Origin of the sequence: Nostoc sp. DedSLP04 (assembly GCF_034530775.1) — a bacterium.
Classification (GTDB): domain Bacteria; phylum Cyanobacteriota; class Cyanobacteriia; order Cyanobacteriales; family Nostocaceae; genus Nostoc.
This window is the reverse complement of sequence record NZ_JAVRCL010000024.1, coordinates 1-21,080: the sequence shown is the minus strand read 5'-3', so window position 1 is coordinate 21,080 and position 21,080 is coordinate 1. Positions and strand designations below refer to the sequence as shown.

At 40.8% G+C, this 21,080-nt stretch carries 16 protein-coding genes; 9 read left to right on the top strand and 7 right to left on the bottom strand.

Going from position 1 to position 21,080, the window contains the following annotated elements; all coding sequences use genetic code 11:
* Positions 1 to 23: 23 nt before the first annotated feature.
* From RMX89_RS15630 to RMX89_RS15610, 5 genes are all read left to right on the top strand, one after another.
* A complete protein-coding gene (locus RMX89_RS15630; RefSeq protein ID WP_322672113.1) occupies positions 24 to 302 on the top strand; it encodes a hypothetical protein in 279 nt (92 codons plus the stop codon).
* 837 nt (positions 303 to 1,139) lie between these two features.
* Entirely contained in the window at positions 1,140 to 2,159 is a 1,020-nt protein-coding gene (locus RMX89_RS15625) for an RpoD/SigA family RNA polymerase sigma factor (RefSeq protein WP_322672112.1), read from the top strand.
* 115 nt (positions 2,160 to 2,274) lie between these two features.
* Entirely contained in the window at positions 2,275 to 2,769 is a 495-nt protein-coding gene (locus RMX89_RS15620) for an ureidoglycolate lyase (RefSeq protein ID WP_322672111.1), read from the top strand.
* Positions 2,770 to 2,985: 216 nt separating this feature from the next.
* Positions 2,986 to 3,333, top strand: a complete 348-nt coding sequence (locus RMX89_RS15615) for a translation initiation factor (protein ID WP_322672110.1) — start codon at positions 2,986 to 2,988, stop codon at positions 3,331 to 3,333.
* A gap of 141 nt (positions 3,334 to 3,474) precedes the next feature.
* Complete coding sequence (locus RMX89_RS15610; RefSeq protein ID WP_322672109.1) at positions 3,475 to 3,633, top strand: YqaE/Pmp3 family membrane protein; 159 nt, start codon at positions 3,475 to 3,477, stop codon at positions 3,631 to 3,633.
* Positions 3,634 to 4,053: 420 nt separating this feature from the next.
* Here the strand turns inward: RMX89_RS15610 and RMX89_RS15605 are convergent, their stop codons facing one another.
* From RMX89_RS15605 to lpdA, 4 genes are all read right to left on the bottom strand, one after another.
* Positions 4,054 to 4,722 (bottom strand): carbonic anhydrase, encoded by a 669-nt coding sequence (locus tag RMX89_RS15605; RefSeq protein WP_322672108.1) that lies wholly within the window; start codon positions 4,720 to 4,722, stop codon positions 4,054 to 4,056.
* Positions 4,723 to 4,839: 117 nt separating this feature from the next.
* Entirely contained in the window at positions 4,840 to 5,091 is a 252-nt protein-coding gene (locus RMX89_RS15600) for a DUF5340 domain-containing protein (RefSeq protein ID WP_069072137.1), read from the bottom strand.
* 242 nt (positions 5,092 to 5,333) lie between these two features.
* The gene (trpC, locus tag RMX89_RS15595) at positions 5,334 to 6,224 is read right to left on the bottom strand and encodes an indole-3-glycerol phosphate synthase TrpC (protein ID WP_322672107.1); all 891 of its coding nucleotides are present in this window, start codon (positions 6,222 to 6,224) and stop codon (positions 5,334 to 5,336) included.
* 111 nt (positions 6,225 to 6,335) lie between these two features.
* Positions 6,336 to 7,760 (bottom strand): dihydrolipoyl dehydrogenase, encoded by a 1,425-nt coding sequence (lpdA, locus tag RMX89_RS15590; RefSeq protein WP_322683857.1) that lies wholly within the window; start codon positions 7,758 to 7,760, stop codon positions 6,336 to 6,338.
* A gap of 428 nt (positions 7,761 to 8,188) precedes the next feature.
* Here lpdA and RMX89_RS15585 point away from each other — a divergent pair, with 428 nt between their 5' ends.
* Positions 8,189 to 9,964 (top strand): SWIM zinc finger family protein, encoded by a 1,776-nt coding sequence (locus tag RMX89_RS15585; RefSeq protein WP_322689579.1) that lies wholly within the window; start codon positions 8,189 to 8,191, stop codon positions 9,962 to 9,964.
* Positions 9,965 to 10,472: 508 nt separating this feature from the next.
* On the top strand, positions 10,473 to 12,227 hold the full coding sequence (locus RMX89_RS15580; RefSeq protein ID WP_416211985.1) for a ShlB/FhaC/HecB family hemolysin secretion/activation protein: 1,755 nt from the start codon (positions 10,473 to 10,475) through the stop codon (positions 12,225 to 12,227).
* Positions 12,228 to 12,675: 448 nt separating this feature from the next.
* Here the strand turns inward: RMX89_RS15580 and RMX89_RS15575 are convergent, their stop codons facing one another.
* Both RMX89_RS15575 and RMX89_RS15570 read right to left on the bottom strand, forming a co-directional pair.
* Entirely contained in the window at positions 12,676 to 13,800 is a 1,125-nt protein-coding gene (locus tag RMX89_RS15575; protein WP_322689536.1) for a hybrid sensor histidine kinase/response regulator, read from the bottom strand.
* A gap of 16 nt (positions 13,801 to 13,816) precedes the next feature.
* Positions 13,817 to 15,166, bottom strand: coding sequence for an ATP-binding protein (locus tag RMX89_RS15570; RefSeq protein ID WP_322672103.1), 1,350 nt, complete (start codon positions 15,164 to 15,166; stop codon positions 13,817 to 13,819).
* Between the two features lie 1,266 nt (positions 15,167 to 16,432).
* On the opposite strand from RMX89_RS15570, the gene RMX89_RS15565 reads away from it, so the two are divergent.
* A complete protein-coding gene (locus tag RMX89_RS15565) occupies positions 16,433 to 17,155 on the top strand; it encodes a response regulator transcription factor (RefSeq protein WP_104908003.1) in 723 nt (240 codons plus the stop codon).
* 79 nt (positions 17,156 to 17,234) lie between these two features.
* Here RMX89_RS15565 and RMX89_RS15560 read toward each other — a convergent pair whose 3' ends face one another.
* Positions 17,235 to 18,599 (bottom strand): lipid-A-disaccharide synthase-related protein, encoded by a 1,365-nt coding sequence (locus RMX89_RS15560; RefSeq protein WP_322689535.1) that lies wholly within the window; start codon positions 18,597 to 18,599, stop codon positions 17,235 to 17,237.
* Between the two features lie 243 nt (positions 18,600 to 18,842).
* On the opposite strand from RMX89_RS15560, the gene RMX89_RS15555 reads away from it, so the two are divergent.
* The gene (locus tag RMX89_RS15555; RefSeq protein ID WP_322689534.1) at positions 18,843 to 20,918 is read left to right on the top strand and encodes an outer membrane protein assembly factor; all 2,076 of its coding nucleotides are present in this window, start codon (positions 18,843 to 18,845) and stop codon (positions 20,916 to 20,918) included.
* Positions 20,919 to 21,080 lie beyond the last annotated feature (162 nt).

The following is a 21,080-nucleotide window of genomic DNA, read 5'->3' as shown; positions in this document are numbered from 1 at the left end:
GTGGGAATGTTGTTGTTTAAGCTATGCTGCATAACAATCAACTAGATACCCTTACACAAAAATCTTTTCGCTTCAAGAGGATATTAGTTAGGGCGATCGCGGGTGTTACTGTCTTGCCAAGTATCATCCTTGATGTTAGTGTTACCACGTTAGCACTTTTAGTCCATAAAATTTCTCTAGAAGTAATCAAGTTGATTATACCGCATCCAGTAGAGATGTCTGCGTTAAATTATAACATAAGTGCAATTGTCACAGATATCTGCGTCTTCTCGATCGTCCTAAATCCCAGGAAAGAGATATGAGTAAGAATGAATGTACAGATGTAGCAGTGCTAGTCTGTGCAAGTGTTCTGGATACCGCATAATTAATTTCACCAGATGCCTGATTACTAAAGTATTTGACCATATTCTTAAAGAAAGCGGTTATTAAAGAGGGAAGCAGGAGAAGTTCTTTCATGTTTAGCGATCGCCCACTATATATCTGGCTTGATATGCTTAGATTGTATTACAAAAAAAACGAGTTAAGAAATGGATATTTTATACTTAATAAATTTTTATTTAATGAGATTACATTGATTGATAAGTAGACTATGAAAAATTAAAAAAATAAAGTTTTTGTGATATTTTAAAAATTGGTATTAATAATTTATCTCTTAGAAAATAGAATTGTGGCTCAGGATTTTTTACTTTTACAGTAAACGCATTGGATAACTAGACTAAATTTAATTATTAATTGTATTTTAAAATATGCAAAAATCAATGATAGAGGAATGTAATCACTTCCAAGGATATGCTAATGATACTTTAGGTATTTGATTTGTGATCGGTGATGATGTTATTATTAAGGGGTAGGTTGATTTTGGGTTTATTATCTCCAACAATTAACTTGTAATGTATCATAGACCAGAATTCATCAGTGTTGCAAATTGATTAGACCTTTTGCATAAATTACAAACTAATAAACCCACCTCGCCAAAGCGTAGCTTTGTCTACCTTCCCCAAAAGTGGGAAGGAAATTAAAGGATGGGGTGTTAAGTACTTTTGCAAGATATCTATGATTAGCAGTGTGAAATGGCTGTGGGTCTGAATATCTAGACTTGATACCAATAAATTGATGAGGTTACAGAGGAGCAAATAACCATGAGCAACTTAACATCTCCACATACCGAAGTTCAAAAAACGAAGAAAAAAAGTTTAACCGCAGATAAAAAGCCTCGATCTACAGATGATATTGTGCGTAGTTATCTGCAAGAGATCGGGCGTGTAGATTTGTTGACTCGCGAACAAGAGGTTATTTTTGCCCAACAAGTGCAGCAGATGATGAATTTATTAGCTGCTAAGGAAGAATTGGCTGTCAAATTAAACCACGAACCCACGCTACAAGAATGGGCAGATCGGGTGGAGTTAAGTGTGGAGGTGCTAGAGCAACAGCTAAATTTAGGACACCAGGCCAAGCAGAAAATGATTCAGGCTAATCTCCGGTTAGTGGTAGCTGTGGCAAAGAAATACCAGCACCGTAATCTGGAATTTATGGATTTAATTCAAGAAGGTACTTTAGGTTTAGAGCGAGGGGTAGATAAATTCGATCCCGCCCTTGGTTATAAGTTTTCTACCTACGCTTACTGGTGGATTCGTCAAGGAATTACACGGGCGATCGCTCAACAAGGACGTACAATTCGTTTACCTATCCACGTCTTTGAGAAACTGAACAAAATTAAACGGGTACAGCGAGAATTATCTCAACACTTAGGTCGCGTTCCTACTACTGCTGAAATTGCCACTGCCTTATCTTTGACACCTAGCCAAGTTCGAGAGTGTTTGTACTTAGCTCGTCAACCCTTCTCTTTAGAGGCGCGAGTTGGCGAACAACAAGATACAGAATTGCAAGACATACTGGAGGATGATGGCCCTTCTCCCGAAGATTATGCCGTTGAAGAATCTCTCCACCAAGACTTACAAGACTTATTGGCAAAGCTGTCTCCCCAGCAGCGAGAAATATTAACCCTGCGCTTTGGTCTAACGGATGGGTATGAACTTTCTTTAGCACAGATTGGCGATCGCATGGGTATTAGTCGAGAACGGGTGCGTCAGATAGAACAAAAAGCTCTTAGTCTCCTCCGGCGCCAAAAAGAACAAGTACGTAGTTATCTAGCTAGCTGAGGTTATTTTTTCAGAGTTTAGGGCATTTAAACTCAGGAAGTCACCATCATAACTATGTAAAATTCAGTCATTATGGCCGAAAATAAACTTAGATAATCTCTCTTAATGATTTGATATGAGCACATCAAAGACAGTGCAACAGTTGCAAGTGCAATGGGTGACTCCTGAAAACTTTCGGCGTTATGGACAGGTTATTTTTGCAAGTCTTGATGGCAAAACTTACGATGGGGAAGATGCCCAGTTAAACCTGCAAAACGGGATTCCACGATTTTATCTTATGCGGTTGGAGAAAATAGGACGAAAGTTCCACAAAATTACTCGCCATATGCAATGCACTCAATGTCTGGGTTCTTTGGAAGGGAAGGATTGGTTAATTGCAGTTTGTCCTCCTCATAATGATGTGAGTGAACCAACATTAGAAGAAATTGCTGCTTTCCGCATTCCGGGGAATTGTTTTATCAAGCTACATGAGGGTACTTGGCACGCTGGTCCTCATTTTGACCATGAAGCTGTGGATTTTTATAATTTGGAACTGGCTGATACAAATATGGTGGATCATTTCACCCATGATTTTCTCAAGAGTCATCAATTAGAGTTTGAGATGGTTTAAGTAAAATTAGGTTGAATTATAGATATATACAAGCCATTTTCTGGAATCAGTTTAACCATTTCAATCTACTTTCTACTGAAGGAAAGATTAATTCAAGTATTACGTCAATTTGGTTATGATGTATGGAAGTGTAATGTTAGCCTATAAATTGTATCCCAGTAGAATAGTTGCGTAGAACTTTCCACTGCTTTTGAAATTTTTCTTAAACATTCATTTATGTCTTCTTCCAATTCTCAATCTTCTGACAAAAGCTTTGTCTACCGTGAATTTGGCAACGACAACTCCGCCGCCACAGAAAGACCAATTCCAGAACTACCCCCACAACAACAAAACTTGAAAGTACAAGCTTCCCGCAAAGGACGCAAAGGCAAAACCGTCACAGTCGTTAGCGGTTTTCAAGCCAAACCGGAAACCTTAGCAGATTTGGTGAAGCAGTTAAAAACCCAGTGTGGGACAGGCGGGACACTTAAAGATAACGAAATTGAAATTCAGGGCGAACACAAACAGAAAATTCTTGAGATTTTGACCAAGCTAGGTTACAAAGTCAAAATTAGCGGTGGCTAATCTTGAGTGCGGTTTACCGTATATAAACCGCGATCTAGATGAAGAGAGGAAATGTTATCTTTGAAATGTACAAATATGCTTGAACAGTGGTGAATCAGTTTGCCAACAAGCTGTCTTTTCTGAGATAAACAGGAGGTTTAAATGGATTTAGTTCGGATTCTGTGTGCCATTTTCGTGCCACCTTTGGGAGTTTTTTTACAAGTAGGTTTTGGTATAGACTTTTGGATTAATATACTTTTGACGCTTTTTGGTTACATTCCTGGAATTATTCATGCAGTGTGGATAATTGCGAAGAAATAATTTTTTGTCGGAGTAGGTTAAGCGTATCCATATCGGTGTTACTAATTCTAATAGAGGCAATTCATGAATTGCCTCTATAAAAAATATTAGTAAATTTTCTGTTCTATATTCATTCGTAATATCAGATTTACTTAATACTTATAATGTTTGTAGGTTCTCTTGAAAGAGAAAAGTCAATATTTGATGCTTGTTTATGTTCAGTTTCACTGACATTTAATCCAACTTATATTGCTAGATTTTATTATCAGTAATCACCCGATCTTGACATTACTTTAATAAACAAAAAACTCTAAAAATACTATTTTATTTTTTAAATACACGTAAGCACTGCCCAATAAAACTCGATATCTAAATAAGATTTGTAAAAACACGATTTATCAACTCTATAATGCAGGCTTCGGTGTGGCTGAAAATACCGAATTAACTCTCATGTGTTAACATGGCATAGAGTCTAAACTCTAAAAGCAAGGGGCAAATGTGCAATTGCCATTGCACAGTTGAAACGTTTAAATCTTTGATTAACCCAGTGTGTATATCTAGTACCCAGCCATGAACCATAGGCGCTTTTCGCTCATGGAGTACCTGACGCATGATGGAAGTTTGGTAAATATTTTTTACTTGCGCCACAACATTGATTTCTGCCAAGCGATTCAAACGTTCTTCTCTTGTTGGCAAAGCATCAATTTCTTCTTGTTTCTGTAGATACAGTTCCCGAATTGGATTTACCCAGTTATCAAGAATTCCAATCGTTCGCCCTTCTAAAGCTGCCTTAATTCCTCCGCAATCGTAGTGACCACAAACGATAATGTGTTCCACTTTTAGGTGTAAAATTGCGTATTCTAAAACGGCTAAAAAGTTTATATCCGTTAGAGAAACTTGATTGGCAATATTACGATGTACAAATAGCTCTCCTGGTTCTGTACGGGTAAATTTTGTTAATGCCAGACGACTATCAGAACACCCAATGTATAGAAAAGGTGGTGTTTGTCCGTTAGATAATTCTTGAAAGTAAGTTGGATCTAGAGCTAGCTTTTCGGCAACCCAAGCCTGATTATTTCTGAGGAGTTCATCAATGCTGTTGTATTTCATCTTTCGTCAAATTCGAGAGAGAATCTCATCAATTTTTTATTTTAACCGATCTACAGTTTTGTCTAAATCAAGATGAACTTTCTCTGAACTAAAATCTTATAAAGATGACAATCTTTTTCAATCGGGGGCAACAACTTTGCTATCGTTATGATGGTTGATTGACCAACGGTGATCGATAGTTACAGAGGAAAACTCGCAAATTTCTTCTAGTCGCTTTTGCTGTACAGCAGCTTTACGGAGAGTAATAATTAGCTGATTCACCTGATGCCGTAAATCTGGGTTATCATTGACTGCTAACATAGTTTGTCTTTCTAAGAGTTGAAGTATAAGTTCGTAGTGAATAGGCGAAGGTAGAGGAATTTGCTCCATGAAGTTAACTTTTGATTTCATATTTGGGATTTTGTATGAGTTACAGTTTATTTCTTGTTAATAAATTGTTACATAATAAATAACTAGTTGCTTATGGCTTTGGTTTGATTAGCAATGAAGATTTGGCAAAGATATTGATGATATTTGATAGCAAAGTGCTGCGTGTATACGCATAGTATGCCCAATTGCTTAACTATTATGTGCAGTTGCCCTGCGCCTTTTAGGGCAGGTGGGTGTTTATTTTAAAAATTCCTCGGTAATATACGAGCGATCGCAGCGCCGGGATCTGGTTGTTTTACCAAAGATTCTCCAATGAGTACAGCAGATGCACCTGCTGTCAGCACTAAACTCAAATCTTCTGGGTTGTGTAGTCCTGACTCGCTGACAACAAGGATATTTTTCTCTTGCAATTGTCTACCTCTTGCAGCCAAAAGTTGGCAAGTAGTTTGCAGATCGACAGAGAAATCTTCCAAATTGCGATTATTGATACCTATTAAGGAGACTCCATCTAAGGCTAACACCCGGTCAAGTTCTGCCAAACTATGGACTTCAATCAAAACTGCCATTTTCAGGTTATTAGCAATTTTCAGGAAGTATTGCAAATCTCGATCGCTCAGGATAGCTGCAATCAACAAAATAGCATCTGCACCCTGAACCCGCGCTAAGTACATCTGGTAAGGATAGATGACAAACTCTTTACACAGTAGGGGCAAATCTACGGCAGCCCGGACTTTGGCTAAATTGTCAAAACTACCTTGAAAGAACTTGACATCTGTCAGCACAGAAAGACAACTAGCACCTCCTTGCTGATAAGACAGGGCGATCGCTACTGGGTCAAAATCTGCTCGTAAAACGCCTTTACTAGGTGAAGCTTTTTTCACTTCGGCAATCAATGCTGGCTTTGTCTTACCTTGACGCAAAGCGGCAACAAAATCACGGGTTGGTGGCGCAGAGAGTGCTTGATGTTGCAATTCCCGTAAAGGCAGCCTTTCACGCATTTGGTCAACTTCTACTTCTTTATGCCAGACAATTTCTTCCAAAATATTGTTTGGCGCTGCATCAGGTACGGCAGCCTGATAACGTAACATGGACACGGAAATAGCTGGGTTAGGTGAACGGCGACGGATTTGCATAATTAGTCACTAGTCATTAGTCATTGGTCATTTGTCATTAGTCATTGGTCATTTGTCATTGATCATTTGTCCTTGTTTATTGACAAAGGACAAATGACAGAGGACAAATGACTAAATGGCTCGTTTATAAGCTTCGTCCAGGACTTCTGAGAGTGTCGGGTGGGCGTGAACTAGATGTGCGAGACTTTGCACAGATTGACGGTTGGCGATCGCAGCTGAGGCTTCATGAATTAAGTCTGAGGCGTGCAGTCCGAAAATGTGGACGCCCAAGACTTCTCCGGTGTCTTTGCGATATATCACCTTGGCAATACCGTCAGCTTCATTTTCTGCCAACGCTTTGGAATTTCCTTTGAAGTAACTCCTACTTGTGGCAATTTCAAACCCTTCGGCTTGTCCTAACTCCTTAGCTGCTGTTTCAGTTAAGCCTACATAGCTGACTTCTGGGTGGGTAAATGCTGCTGCGGGGATGCTGCGATAGTCTACTATTCTTTCCCTCCCAACTATATTTTCTACCGCGATGATGCCTTGAGCAGAAGCCGCATGTGCTAACATCATCTTCCCATTAGCATCGCCAATTGCCCACAAATGCGGTACGACTTCACCTGCTGATAGTACTGCCATGCGATCGTCTACTGGAATAAAATTCCGCCGATCGAGTTCCACACCCACAGACTCTAAACCAAGATTTTTGGTCGCTGGGATGCGTCCTGTAGCCACCAAACAAGCATCTACCTCAATGACATCTATATCTTCCTTGGTTTTGAAATCTGCTAACTCAATTACCACAGGTGAACCGGGAATGACTTTTTTGGCGTATATCCCGACTTTTGTTTCAATATCGCGGGGAGTAATTAGCACCCGTTCGGCAAGTTTGGCAATATCGCGGTCAAATCCTGGCATTAACTGATCTAGGGCTTCAATCAAAGTGATTTCACAACCCAAAGCTGAGTAAATATCAGAAAATTCTAAGCCGATGTAACCACTACCAATAATTGCTACCCACTCTGGTAGCGATTCCAATTTCACACCTTGGTCGCTGGTAAAGACAGTTTTACCGTCTACTTCAATCCCTGGAGGCACAAAAGGAATTGAACCTGGCGAAAGGATAATGTCTTTGGCTGTAATGGTTTTTTCACCGCCGTCTCCAGTAATAGAGATTTTTTGCGCGCCAGCGATTTTTCCCCAGCCTCTAATGATATCGACCCCTAGACGCTTGAGACTGTTGGTTAAGTCGCCTTGAAGTTTCGAGACAAGATTGGTAGCATGATTGGCGATCGCTTGGCGATCGAATTCTACGCTACCAATTTGAATTCCCAGTGACTTGAGGTGGTGGGCATTGCGTAACTCCCGCACACGTCCAGATGCTGCCAGCAGCGCTTTAGAAGGAATACAGCCCCGATTAATACAGGTTCCTCCCATATCAGCAGCTTCAATAATTGCTGTTTTCAAACCACAACTTACGGCGTGTAAGGCTGCGCCATGTCCGCCTACACCAGCGCCGATAATTACTAAATCGTAATCATATCCTTGACTCACGTTAGTTTCCCCGTCTGCTTCGCCTATTTATTCTCAACTTGACCGACAATCAGCGCAACCCTTTTAACAGTTATCAGTTATCAGTTTTATCGCTGAACTCTAAATCCCTTACCTTACATTACCCTGACTGTTTACTGTTGACTGTTCACTGATTTCAGGTTTGGGTATTGCTAACTCAAATTATGATTCACTCACTTCTGGCGAAAATATGGATATTTTCATTATATGGGTTGGTTTTCCCAGAAAAGCGACAATAAATTAAGTGAGTATTTGCAGGACAATGAAACTTATTTCCAGTTCTGAGCTAGTTAATGAATAGAAATTGCAGTCTCATTCAGAATCGCCACACCTTTTTCTTTACAGCGCGTTAGCGTAACACTAAGCTGGATTTAGGATTGATCCAGAAGATTTACGCAGGCGATCGCTCGATGTCTATTCCCCAAATTAGTGAATTTACTATCCGCCGTCATGCCAACGCCAAATCTTTCCAGCGAGGCGAGGCATATTATAACGCTGGTGCTGTTAATGCCGTTATCCAACGCGGTCATCTGCTTCAGGCAGATGTTGTAGGCACTGAAGCTAGACCTTATCATGTCAGCCTGAATTTCGATAGCAGTGGGTTAACCTCAGTAAAATGCACCTGTGCCTACAACTATGAAGGTTGGTGCAAACACATTGTAGCGACGATGCTCGTTTGTGCGCGTAACTCAGAAAATATTGAGCAGCGCCCCACCCTGGAAGAACTACTAAATCGCCTGAATTATATCGAAACTCAAAGGCTACTGCAAGAGTTGGTAGCGGAATACCCCCCCCTAATTGAGGCGATTGACCGTCATGTAAGTTGGATGACGAATCCTGCTGACAATCAAACAACCATAAAATTCGTGCGCCGCAATACTCTCGATCCGGCTCCCTTTCGGCGGCAAGTACGGCAGATTCTCAAGGATACCGTGCGCTACTTTGAGGAGGGATACGAAGATGACCCGATTGGCGAAGATTTGCTGAGTGTAGTGCAAACTGCGGTAGATTTTAGCGAACGGGGAGAAGGTGAAAATGCGATCGCTATTTTGGAGGCGATTACCTCTACCTGTGCGGAAAATTGGGATGATGTTGCCGAATACGGCGCTGAAAATGATGAAGTTGTCGGCGAATTAAATAATGCTTGGTGTGAAGCAATTCTAATCGCCGAACTTACTCCAGAAGAAAAAGTTGATATTCAAATAAATTTGGAAGCTTGGCAAGATGAGTGGAATGCTGATTTTGGTCTAGTTATGGAGGCTTTACGCCAAGGTTGGGATTATCCGCCACTGGTACAAGTTCTCCAAGGTAACATTACTGAAAGGGGAGCATGGGAAGAAGACGTACCAGATTATGCTGATGATTTGGCATTAATTCGCCTGAAAATTCTCGAACGTCAAGAACGTTATCAAGAATACCTGTATTTAGCAGAAGCGGAAGGGCAAACCCAGCAATATCTGACAATGTTGGGGCGTTTAGGCAGGGTGGAAGAAGCAATTGATGCTGCTCAAACCCAGATGAACTCAATGGAAGAAGCCTTTGCCCTAGCGAAAACACTCAGCGTTCAGGGAGCATTACAGCAAGCACTAGATATAGCCGAGAGTGGATTAAATTTACCGGGTAATTGTCAGTATGAATTGGCAATTTGGACAAGTGATTTAGCTATTAAATTAGGTAATAGTGAAGCTGCTTTATCAGCAATCAAGGCGGCTTTTCAAATGAAGCCCTGCTTTGTGGATTACCAAAAGATGGCAGAATTGGCTGGGGAAAACTGGGAAAGTGTCAAAACAGACCTGCTGAGAATTGTCCGTACTTGTAATGGTTGGGGAACAGAATCAGCCAAGGTGGATATATTCTTGTATGAAGGGCTAATTGATGATGCAATTGCGATCGCTAGCGAACTAAGTTCCGATCGTTCAGAGTTAATTCACCGAGTCATGGATGCTGCTATTCCTCATAATCCTGGTTGGGTAATTGCTAATGCTCGTCGCCGTGCCGAAAAGATTATGGATGCAGGTAAAGCCGAATACTATTATTACGCGGTTGAATGGTTGAAAAAGGCGCGTAATGCCTACCTGAAATCTGGGAAGAAAGCTGACTGGTTAAGCTATCGGGAAAACTTGATGCAAACTCACGCTCGTAAACGTAAATTGATGGGAATGTTTAAGGAAAGTGGTATGGAGTAGACCTCTTGCAAAAAGCACTTTTGCACTCTTGGGGGTAAAGGGGAAAGGATGGAATTTTCCCTTACCCTTTAACCTTTCACCTTTCCCCAACTTCAAGGCAAAAGTTACTTTTGCAAGACGTCTACTGATTGCAGCACACTCTCATCAGAAATTTGGTATCAGATTTAAACTGTAAAAAAAGCACGGAGATACTACGCATAGTTTGCTTCCACGTAGTGGTACGGAAAGCCTTTGACTACATAAATTTTGCTTACCAAGGATTTTGGGCAACGCATAATTAATTTAATTTCACCAGATATCTCATTAATACTTTTAAGTCTGCAATCACCAGATGATTTAGCTTTTAAATTGCGATTTGCTCAAGACATCAACTTTAACGACAAAAGATGAAGTAAGATTCACATCTGAAGCAGTCCCCGTATAATCCCATAGTTACTGACAAAAATAGTCCAGTGCGATGATTGATAAATACCCTCAGAATCTTATAGTGTCCTGCTTACCGCTGAGTATGTTTCTATTACTTAGCAGTACATTTTTAAGTCCACTGCAAGCTCAGGCTGTTGATACTACACAATTACCAAGTGGTGATTTCATCCTATCACAACAAATTCCACCACCACAGGATATCCAACCACCCACAACACCTTCACCACTTCCCTCACCGGAAGTGCCACAGCCACTCCCCCCACCAGCAGAACTACTTCCACCCTCTGCCCCAACTCCTACACCTGATACACCACTCCCTGGCAACTTTCCTCAAACTATTGTTGTTGAACGCTTTGAAGTCGTTGGTAGCACAGTTTTCAGTGCCCAAGAATTAGCCAAAGCCACTGCTGAATTTACCAAACGACCGATCTCACTGACCCAAGTGTATCAAGCACGTTCTAAAATCACCGAGCTATATGTCAAAAATGGTTACATTACTTCTGGTGCTTATATTCCACCTCAAACAATCCAATCTGGTGTTCTTAAAATTCAGGTGGTCGAAGGTAAATTAGAAGATATTCAGGTAACTGGGACTCGGCGGCTGAATCCGAATTATGTCCGTAGCCGACTAGCAATCGCAACATCACCACCTCTGAATCGCCAGCGTTTATTAGAAGCCCTGCAACTTTTGCAACTTAATCCTTTGATTAAAAACGTGACTGCTGAACTCTCAGCAGGATCGCAAACGGGTACGAGTCTTTTAGAAGTTAAAATCAGTGAGGCAAAAACCTTTAGCGGTCAAATAGTTCTTGATAATGGGCGATCGCCTAGTGTTGGCAGTTTCCGACGCGGGTTAAGATTGAATGAAGCCAACTTACTTGGATTGGGAGATGGTCTGAGTGTAGGCTACACCAATACTGATGGTAGCAACTCCTTTGACGCTAGTTACACATTGCCTCTTAATCCCCGCAACGGAACGCTTACCTTTAACTATGGCACTACGTCGAGCAATGTTATTGAGCCTCCTTTCGACACTTTAGATATCGAATCAGCTTCTCGCTACTACGAACTGACATTCCGCCAGCCCATAATTCAAACTCCTACACAAGAGTTCGCTCTTGGGTTGACAGCCTCCCGGCGCGAAAGTGATATCTCATGGAAACTACAAAAAGAGAGCGAAGGAGGGTTTCCCCCTTCTCTACTTTCGCCTGGTGCTGATGAAGAGGGACGCACCAGGGTATCTGCGTTGCGATTTTTTCAAGAATGGACGAGTCGTAACAGTCGGGAAGTCATCGCCCTACGCTCTCAATTCAGTTTGGGCATAGATGTGTTGAATGCCACGGTTAATCAAGATGCTCCTGATAGCCGTTTTTTTGCTTGGCAAGGGCAAGCACAGTGGGCCCGCCTTTTAGCTCCTGAAACCTTACTATTATTACGTTTAAATACGCAACTTGCATCTACAACACTTTTGCCTATAGAGCAGTTTGGCTTAGGTGGGCAGGATAGCATTCGCGGCTACCGTCAAGATTATCTGCTGACGGATAATGGTACTTTTGTTTCTGCGGAAGTTCAAGTACCGATTCTGCGCTTACCTCAGATAAATAGCATCTTACAGGTTATCCCCTTTGTGGATTTTGGTGTTGGCTGGAACAGTTCTGGTAAAGAGAATCCCGATCGCAATACTTTAGCTGCTGTTGGTCTGGGGTTGCGTTGGGCACAGGGCGATCGCTTCACCGTTCGTCTTGACTGGGGTATTCCTTTAGTATCTGTTGACTCAAATGACAGAACATTACAAGAAAACGGTCTGTATTTTAGTTTACTTTATAATCCTTTTTAACTGCTGTCCATATCCACCCTCAACTCTTAATAGGGTGGACATGGACAGTAGTCAATGATGAAAAAATGATGATTATCTAGGTTTTTATAAAAAAGACCCTGGGTTATGATTCCAGGGTGCATACACGTTTTTCAGGCATTAATAGGTTGAATAATAACTTTGTAAAATAGTTATTTCTACTATCTATAGAATGATACAAAAGTAGATTTAGTTATTTTAGTCGCGCAATACATCTACCGTTGGGAGTATACAAATATTGGAAGAGGCAAGTTATCTGGCAATATTTGGATTGAATTAACCTTCAAATGCTGCTGTAATTAATCTATATAATTTAAACTAAATAATTTAAGCTAATTTTATTTTTGCTGGGTGCATCAAAATACATCCAAAATTAAATGTAATTTCTTGGGAGATATCCACAAAATAATCGGTGGTGAAGGAGACAAACTTAAGTGTTTTTAGGTAGTTGCACAGTAAATAAACTACCTTTCCCTACTTCAGACGCGACCTTGATAGTTCCTGCGTGCCCTTCTATAATGCGGTGGGATAGATGTAGTCCTAAGCCACTACCCGAGCGTTTATTTCTGCCTTGGCGAAATCGCTCGAAAATTGTTGCCCGATCTTCTGGCGCAATTCCATATCCTGTATCTTCTACCTCAAGTATTACCGAATCTGGATCTCCTGGATTAGATGATGTTTCATAAATGCGGATTGTTATGCCTCCTGTATCTGTAAATTTGATGGCATTTGCAATCAGGTTGTTTAACACTCGCCGTAATTCCAAACGATCGCCCATGATAATAGCAGCGTTTGGACTCAGTGGATCTAATTGATGGGTATCAATTTCCAGAGTCAAGCCTTTTTCATTAGTTAGAGGACTTAGTTCGCTGACTACTTCTTGAGCTATCTCACATAAATCGCATTCCTCCCAATTCAAGGTTTTTTTACCCGCCTCGAAGCGATACACTTCTAATAGGGTGTTGACCATTTCCATCAGATTTTGGTTACTGCGAATCATGACTGCGATCGCTTGTTTCATTTCCGGCGAAATTTTGCAGAATGTTTCCATTTCAAACAAATTCAACATGCGATCGGCGGCTACTAGGGGAGTTCGTAAATCATGAGTCAGACGGGAAACAAAATCTTCCCGTTGGCGGGCCATTTTTTGTTGTTCGTCCAGACTGTGCTTGAGACGTAATAGCGATCGCACCCTTGCTAGTAGTTCATCAGTATCAAATGGTTTACGAATAAAATCGTCAGCACCAGCATCCAAACCTTCGACAACGCTGGATTGATGAAAGGCTGTAATTAATAGAATTGGAATATAAGAAATTGCAGGGTTATTCCGAATCCGACGTGTGACTTCATAGCCATCTATCCCCGGCATCATTACATCTAACAGAATCAGATCGGGTGGAGATTGCTCAATTTTCCGTAAAGCTTTTATTCCATCTGAAGCCAAATCAATTTCATACCCCTCACTTTCTAAAATGGCTTGAACCAAAATCAGATTATCTTGAGTGTCGTCAACTGCTAATATCCGATAAATTTTATTATTTTCAACTACAGACATGATTTATAAATTTTTATCAGTTTTTCTGGAAGTAATTTTTAAATTTAGGATATTCTATTGGTGCTTTTCTGGCTTGAGAAGATGACTGATGAGGATTTGGCGCAGGAGAAAAAAAATCATCGTTATCTAACTGTGAAGCTGGAGCATTTGCGGCTACAGTCGGTAATGTAATTTGACGTGGCAATTCAATTTTAAACATTGAACCCACCCCCAATTTACTCTCAAGAAATATTTTACCGCCCATCATTCGCACTAGCGAATCTATAATTGCCAAACCCAGACCTGTACCTGGATATTTGCGAGTGATAGTTTGATCTACTTGCCGAAATGCTTCAAAAATATGTTTAAAATCTCTGGGAGCTATGCCTATACCTGTATCTTGAACGATAATTACTACTCGGTTTCCAGGTAGTTCCTTAACCTCAACCCAGATTTCACCAGACTCTGTGAATTTAATGGCGTTGGAAAGCAAGTTAATCAAAATCTGTTTGACACGAACTGGATCGTTAAATATCAAAGGATTTTGCAAATCGGTTTGTACTAACAATGAAAGATTTTTAGCATCAGCTAGGGAACGCATTTCACTGACAACGAGATTGATTACCTTTGATATATCAAATCTTTCTGCCTTTAAATCTAATCCTCCTCCCTCCAGCTTGGAAAAGTCGAGAACTTCATTGAGTAGCATCAGTAAATGCTTCCCATTATTCAAAATGCGCTCAACCATATCTGCTTGCTGGTGCGTTAGTTGACCGAATTTAGGACGCAAGAGTATTTGTGAAAAACCAATAATCGCATTCATCGGCGTTCTAAGTTCGTGGGAAATAGTTGCCAAAAAAAGTGATTTTAGACGTGATGCCTCCAATAACTTGAAGTTTTGCATTTGAATCTGTTGCTGTTGTCTCTCCAATTCTTGGTTCTTACAAATGAGTTGTTCATGAGTTTCTCTAAGGTGCTGGTTTGCCAAATCGACCTGCATTTGTGCTTGATAAATCCGAATCGCACTCCGTAAAACTTGCGACAAACTTTCTGGGGATATTCTAGACTTAGAGAGATAGTCTGTAGCACCAGCTTTCAATAATTCGAGAGTAATTTGTTCATCTCCTTGACCAGTTAAAACTACTAAAGGAACTTTAATTTCTGAAGAACGTAGCTGTTGAATCAAGGTTAGTGCGTCCCGATCTGGTAAACGATAGTCGAGGAAAACACAATCGTAAGTAGTAATGCTTAAGACAGAGAATGCTTCATTACCATTGCCTACTTCAGACAGTTCTATCTGAACACCTGCTTTAGTCAGGGCAGAACAGATTGCTATCCGGTCTACTTCGTCATCGTCTACAACCAAAATTTTCAGCGTCTCTTCCATCGGTTTTAATTTTCGCCGCCAAACATAGGTTGATGTATAATATTTATCTTTTATCTTTTTAGATTATCCAACTAAAGAATATAAGATTTCCCTTCATCTAAAACCTGTAATTTGATTGATTAAGATATTTTGCATAAGACCACTTTAATACCTGCTTGACATTGATCGCATTAACTTCCTTATCCTCCGTTAGTAGTATGTCGGTCGCTCCTTCGAGTCTTTCCTTGGGTTGAATTGAGTCTGTTGGATATTCAATCTGGTTAATTTACCAGATGGTAACTAAACTCCTAACAAATGACCAATGTCCTGCAAAAATTAGTAATTAACAACCAGACACCACTGATATAAAGTAAAATAAAATACTTTACCAAGCTTAAAACAATTGTAGATGAGTGAGGAAGCCACCGTCGTCAGTCATTGGTGAGAGTTGCATCCCATTATCGTGTACCATAAGCTTGAACAGTTTTACTATCAGGTTAGTTAGACTAAATAAATAAAAAAGTACTATCTATACCTATTTGTGAATCTGAAGTAATCCTACCTCCTGAAAATTCGACAATTTTCTTAGCGATCGCCACATCTGTGTTAGTATTTATCCAGCTATATTGAACTTATAGATGTTCGCAAAATTACCAAAGTTTAATTCCGAAGAAAGGTTCCCGACAAAAGTTAGGCAAAAATTCAAAACCTAAAAGGGAAGAGGTTCGCACAGAGCGGCTTGTATTATATCCTGTGAAAAGTCAGACGGATAAGTTCGTTACAAAGGACTACTAATTACTTTGTTGTTTATGATTTCAGAAAATTTTAACGCTGGCTGATTCCCTTCCTTCTATGACGATCTCTATTGGCTCTATCAATCGGATGAATCCAAAGGTTTGATTAAAAATCGTTCCCAACCATCTTTTACTTTCTCGTAAAGCAACTTTCACACGGTGTAATTTTTTCATTTTCGTAAGCTTTTTTTAAAGTTTGCTCCAAAATAATAGTAATTAACGGATGCAACATGACAATTCAAAGCTGAATTATCAGCAAGGAACAGCAATTTGGCATTCGTTTCAATATTTCATACTTTTTGTGTAAGTATCTATATATCTCCAGCTAGATTTGTCCTCTATCTAAATGTAAAAATTTTGGCTACTTGTTATTTCTATCGGTGGATGCAGACAGGTTGAAATATCATCTATCTTGAGTTTGGGAAAATAATAGATAATAGTTACAAAAGGCAATATTTTGAAAGATGCAAACAGCGCAAGAGTGAGTGTAGCAATGAATGAAATTAGTATTATTTTAATTGAAGATCATGACTTAACGCGAATGGGGCTACGAGCAGCATTACAGTCTCATAGTGCATTGAAAGTAATTGGGGAAGCGGCAAATGCTACTCAAGGGTTAAAACTTTTAGAAACGGCAAAGCCAGATGTAGCGGTAGTAGATATCGGCTTGCCTGACATGGATGGCATCGAACTCACTCGGAAATTCAAACGCTCCCAGGCTGAAAATGGGCAATCTACTACAAAGATTCTGATCTTGACAATGGATCATACAGAGGATGCTGTACTTGCAGCTTTTGCAGCTGGCGCTGATTCTTATTATATGAAAGAAACCAGCATCAGTAAATTAACTGAGGCAATTCAAGCAACTCACGGCGGTAACTCTTGGATCGATCCGGCAATTGCCAACGTGGTATTGCGGAAGATGCGCCAAGGTATTCCTGGAGAAAGTCAAGGTTCTGACAAGCCGAAGACTGTAAAAATTGAAGCGCTGGCGACAGAATACGAGCAAGTTTTGGAAACATACCCTCTGACTCAACGGGAACTGGAAATCCTAGAGTTGATTGTAGCTGGGTGTAGTAATGGTCAAATTGCCGAGAAACTTTACATTACAGTTGGTACTGTAAAAACCCATGTTCGTAATATTCTAAATAAACTATGTGCTGATGACCGTACCCAAGCTGCTGTGAGGGCCTTACGTTCTGGGTTGGTGGCGTGAGGAATTAGGGACAAGGGAGATGAGGGGACAAAGGGGATAAGGAGAATAACCTGCCACAATGCCCCATACCCACTGCCCATTATCCCAATTTTTCCCGCAAGCAATTAGCAATACGTAGTGCTGCTCCCGGTTTACCCATGCGTCGCCCACCATTTTCTGTAATAATTTGCAAATTATCAGGGTTTTTGAATAGGGATTGTACAACCTTCGCTACATCTGCTGGTCGATCGATTAAAATCAAAGACGATCCCAGTAGACGACTTTGAGATTCAGCAAAGCCAAGGTTATATTGTGGGCCATTACCGGGAATTGCGATCGCAGGTTTGCCTAAACCGATAAACTGTTCTGTGGCTGTACCTGCCATTGCGATCGCTAAATCTCCCAAATGCAAGCAATCATTATAGGCTTGTTGTGTTAATAGCAGATAAGCATTTCTTTGTTTAAATGTCAAGACATTTGGATCGCTTAGTTTGATAGGAGATGCTGATTCAGCGCGCCAGCCTTGGGATTGTACACTTTGGGATAAAATATTAGAGTCTAAACCAGGAGCGATCGCACCTAAAAACACTACTTTGTTAGAACTATAAAAGATTGAATCTCGCTGTTGAAAACTTGTCATCAATGCAGATACAGCAATCATAATTGTTTCCCAGTTGGCGTATGCTTCTGGCGGACGAGAACCAGGAAGAAGAGTCACTACAAAAGGTCGAACTGTCTCTTGCTGTTGGATATTCTGACTATAAAATTGTTGGCGTGAAAACCTCGATTCTAGACCATCCATCATCGGATTACCCAAATAGAAAGCTGGAATTGGCCATTGTTTTAATGTTTCTGTGGTCAGCGCATCTCTCAGGAACACAGCCTTACAGCGACGACGGCTCATTAACCAACGTTCCCAAGGATGGTAAACTGAACCAGAAAAGTTTTCCCAACCCGCGTCTTTAGATTTTCGTGGTAATAATCCAGCTTCATCTCGCACATAATATTCAGATTTTGCCGTACCGACAAAAGCATAATTAGCGCCACTAAATGTTGCAAACAACAGCGGCAAAATATCTCCCACTGCTAAAATCGCTCTTCTATTACCTAATTTTTTTTGAGAACTTACCCAACGGCGAATAGCTTTAATTTGGCTGAGGGTAAGTTGCAATAAACCACCGCGTACATCCCGCGCTAATTCGCGGCCATCCATATAAATAAAGCCGCCAGAAGGCATATTCAGGACTGAACCGATAAAGGGGATATCCAACTGTTCATAAGCACGTCCTTCACCCACCAGAGGCAAAGCAAACATCTCTGGTGGGTTTGGTTGTCGTTGGAGTTCTTGCAAAATCCGAACTGCAATCGCATCTTCCCCATGACCATTACTTAATACAAGTAACCGCAAAGGAGAAGTTGCGGATTGGGAGTTAGAAGCTAAAGATGACCGAGATAGATTACTCATAAGAAACAAAATATCAAAATTAACTGTCTGTTTGGGTAAGAGGTATAAATAGAGAAATCGACAAGGAAGCTGGAAGTTAGTATTTCCCTATTCCTTTACTTCCCTACAACTAATACCAATTTTGGATAGGAATGTAATTGTTTGAAATTTCTAGAACAGCCTTTTGGTCAATACTTTTAATCAAAAATCTAAAATCTAAAATCCAAAATTAGTATAACTCCCAGTTAATTAGGTTAAATATTTATGCGAGTTTCTGCTACTGCAATTTTTACATTAGCTACATTAGCTACTGGCAATATTACTCAGCAAGCAACGGCTGCACCTGCTAAAACCCTTACTCCAACTGCAAAAGCTGGTAACTTGGTGGTACCGATAATTGAAGACACTCCCGCACGGGTAGAGACAATTGCTTCCCCAGAAACTATAGTTGCACAACAATTTTCCCAAAATCCTGTCGCCGTGCAAACAGGTGCAAACAAAAATTCCCCAGTAGTCTTAAAATCAACAGACAAGGGAAATTCATCAGTAACGCTTCTTCCCACTCCCTCTTTTTCCCCTTCATCCCCCAAAACTCCTGCTACTGAAAGCGATTTGGTAGTCAGAGCTACAGATGTACGGGTGGTGGGAGCCAATCAAGAATTACAGCAAATCATTGGCCAGGTAATAAAAACCCAGGTGGGTGGAGAAACCAGTCAAAGCCAGCTGCAAAGAGATGTAACAGCAATTTTAAATACAGGTTTATTTAGTAGTGTCAGTGTGAATAGCTTTAGCACTCAGGCTGGATTGAATGTAGTATACCAAGTTCAACCAGTGATTGTGCGATCGCTACAATTATCTGGTGCTAAAGTACTTACCTATCAAGTCGCTCAACAACGTTTGCAATCTCAGATTGGAACCACTATTAGTCCCAGTGGATTGCAACAAGCAGTAGCACAAATTAACAAGTGGTACGCCGACAATGGTTATAACTTAGCGCGGGTGCTATCAATTAAACCCAGTTCTCAAGGCATTCTCACTGTGAATGTCGCTGAAGGTTTGGTGAGTGATATCAAATTTCGCTTTGTCAACGATGAGGGTAAAACCCTTGATAGCAAGGGAAATCCCGTCGGAGGACGCACCAAAGCAGATTTCTTACAACAACAACTCAAGTTGAAACCCGGTCAAATTTTCCAAGAAAATGTCGTTAAACAAGACATTCAACAGCTATATCGTACAGGTTTATTTGAAACTGTGAATGTTGCTTTAGAAGGTGATGCGACAAAACTTGATTTAGTCTACCAACTCAAAGAAACTGGGGCGCGTGGTGTTAACTTAGGTGGAAGTTACAATGCCGATCAAGGATTGGTAGGTACAATCAGCTATCAAGATCAGAATGTCGGTGGTGTTAATGATACTTTAGGTGTGAATGTTGGGGTAAGTAGCCGAGACTTACAATTTAATACCAAATTTATTAGCCCCTATCGAATAACTAACCCCGATCGCTTGGGCTACACTGTAAATGGTTTTCGTAGTCAGGAACTTTCGGAAACCTTTGATGACAAGATTAAGCTAGCTAACGGCGATAAAGTGCGAGAAGGTCAAATTGGCGGTGGTGTCAGCTTGCAGCGACCAATTGACGATTGGAATACCTCATTAGGATTAAACTATACCCGAACTAGTATTCGCGATCGCCAAGGTAATATTACCCCTACTGACGTTCAGGGCAATCCCCTCTCTGCGAGTGGAACTGGTATTGACGACCTAACTACCGTATCCTTCACCGCCACCAAAGATAAACGAGATAATCCCATCAATCCAACTCAAGGTTCCGTTCTAAGTCTGAGTACAGAACAATCTATACCCATCGGCGAAGGTAATATTTCCCTCAATCGTCTCAAAGCCAACTACAGCCAATATTTACCAGTGCAGTTATTTAACAGCAAACAGCCACAAGTATTTGCGGTGAATGTCCAAGCTGGTACCGTCCTTGGAAATTTACCGCCCTACGAAAGTTTTAACTTGGGTGGTTCCAACTCAGTGCGCGGTTACGATTCTGGAGAAGTTGGCAGTGGTCGCAGTTACGTGTTGGCTTCCGCAGAATATCGTTTTCCCGTCTTACCAATCGTAGGCGGTGTATTGTTTGCCGACTTCGCCTCAGATTTAGGTTCTGGTGATACTGTATTAGGAGATCCGGCAGGTGTACGGGATAAACCAGGTTATGGTTTTAGTTATGGGGCGGGAGTGCGATTAAATTCACCACTAGGCTTAATTCGGGCTGACTATGGCATTAACGACCAGGGAGAAAGCAAAGTGCATCTGGGAATTGGGCAGCGATTTTAATTTGAGTTCAGGCGTTGCTGAGAAGGTCATATCCAGAAATTAAATATGCGTTATCCGAAACCCTTGTAGAGACGTAGCAGTGCTATGTCTCTACAAGGTTTTTGGCTTATACCCCTCTTCTGTCACTTTCCGAGTATTCTGAATAAAAGGATTAAAAGAAAA

Bases quoted from the DNA above. Each gene is read 5' to 3' on its own strand.
- RMX89_RS15565 (WP_104908003.1), top strand. From the start codon at position 16,433: ATGAATGAAATTAGTATTATTTTAATTGAAGATCATGACTTAACGCGA.
- RMX89_RS15630 (WP_322672113.1), top strand. From the start codon at position 24: ATGCTGCATAACAATCAACTAGATACCCTTACACAAAAATCTTTTCGC.
- RMX89_RS15555 (WP_322689534.1), top strand. From the start codon at position 18,843: ATGCGAGTTTCTGCTACTGCAATTTTTACATTAGCTACATTAGCTACT.
- RMX89_RS15560 (WP_322689535.1), bottom strand. From the start codon at position 18,599: ATGAGTAATCTATCTCGGTCATCTTTAGCTTCTAACTCCCAATCCGCA.
- RMX89_RS15625 (WP_322672112.1), top strand. From the start codon at position 1,140: ATGAGCAACTTAACATCTCCACATACCGAAGTTCAAAAAACGAAGAAA.
- trpC (WP_322672107.1), bottom strand. From the start codon at position 6,224: ATGCAAATCCGTCGCCGTTCACCTAACCCAGCTATTTCCGTGTCCATG.
- RMX89_RS15585 (WP_322689579.1), top strand. From the start codon at position 8,189: ATGTCTATTCCCCAAATTAGTGAATTTACTATCCGCCGTCATGCCAAC.
- RMX89_RS15620 (WP_322672111.1), top strand. From the start codon at position 2,275: ATGAGCACATCAAAGACAGTGCAACAGTTGCAAGTGCAATGGGTGACT.
- RMX89_RS15615 (WP_322672110.1), top strand. From the start codon at position 2,986: ATGTCTTCTTCCAATTCTCAATCTTCTGACAAAAGCTTTGTCTACCGT.
- RMX89_RS15610 (WP_322672109.1), top strand. From the start codon at position 3,475: ATGGATTTAGTTCGGATTCTGTGTGCCATTTTCGTGCCACCTTTGGGA.
- RMX89_RS15570 (WP_322672103.1), bottom strand. From the start codon at position 15,166: ATGGAAGAGACGCTGAAAATTTTGGTTGTAGACGATGACGAAGTAGAC.
- RMX89_RS15605 (WP_322672108.1), bottom strand. From the start codon at position 4,722: ATGAAATACAACAGCATTGATGAACTCCTCAGAAATAATCAGGCTTGG.
- RMX89_RS15580 (WP_416211985.1), top strand. From the start codon at position 10,473: ATGTTTCTATTACTTAGCAGTACATTTTTAAGTCCACTGCAAGCTCAG.
- RMX89_RS15600 (WP_069072137.1), bottom strand. From the start codon at position 5,091: ATGGAGCAAATTCCTCTACCTTCGCCTATTCACTACGAACTTATACTT.
- RMX89_RS15575 (WP_322689536.1), bottom strand. From the start codon at position 13,800: ATGTCTGTAGTTGAAAATAATAAAATTTATCGGATATTAGCAGTTGAC.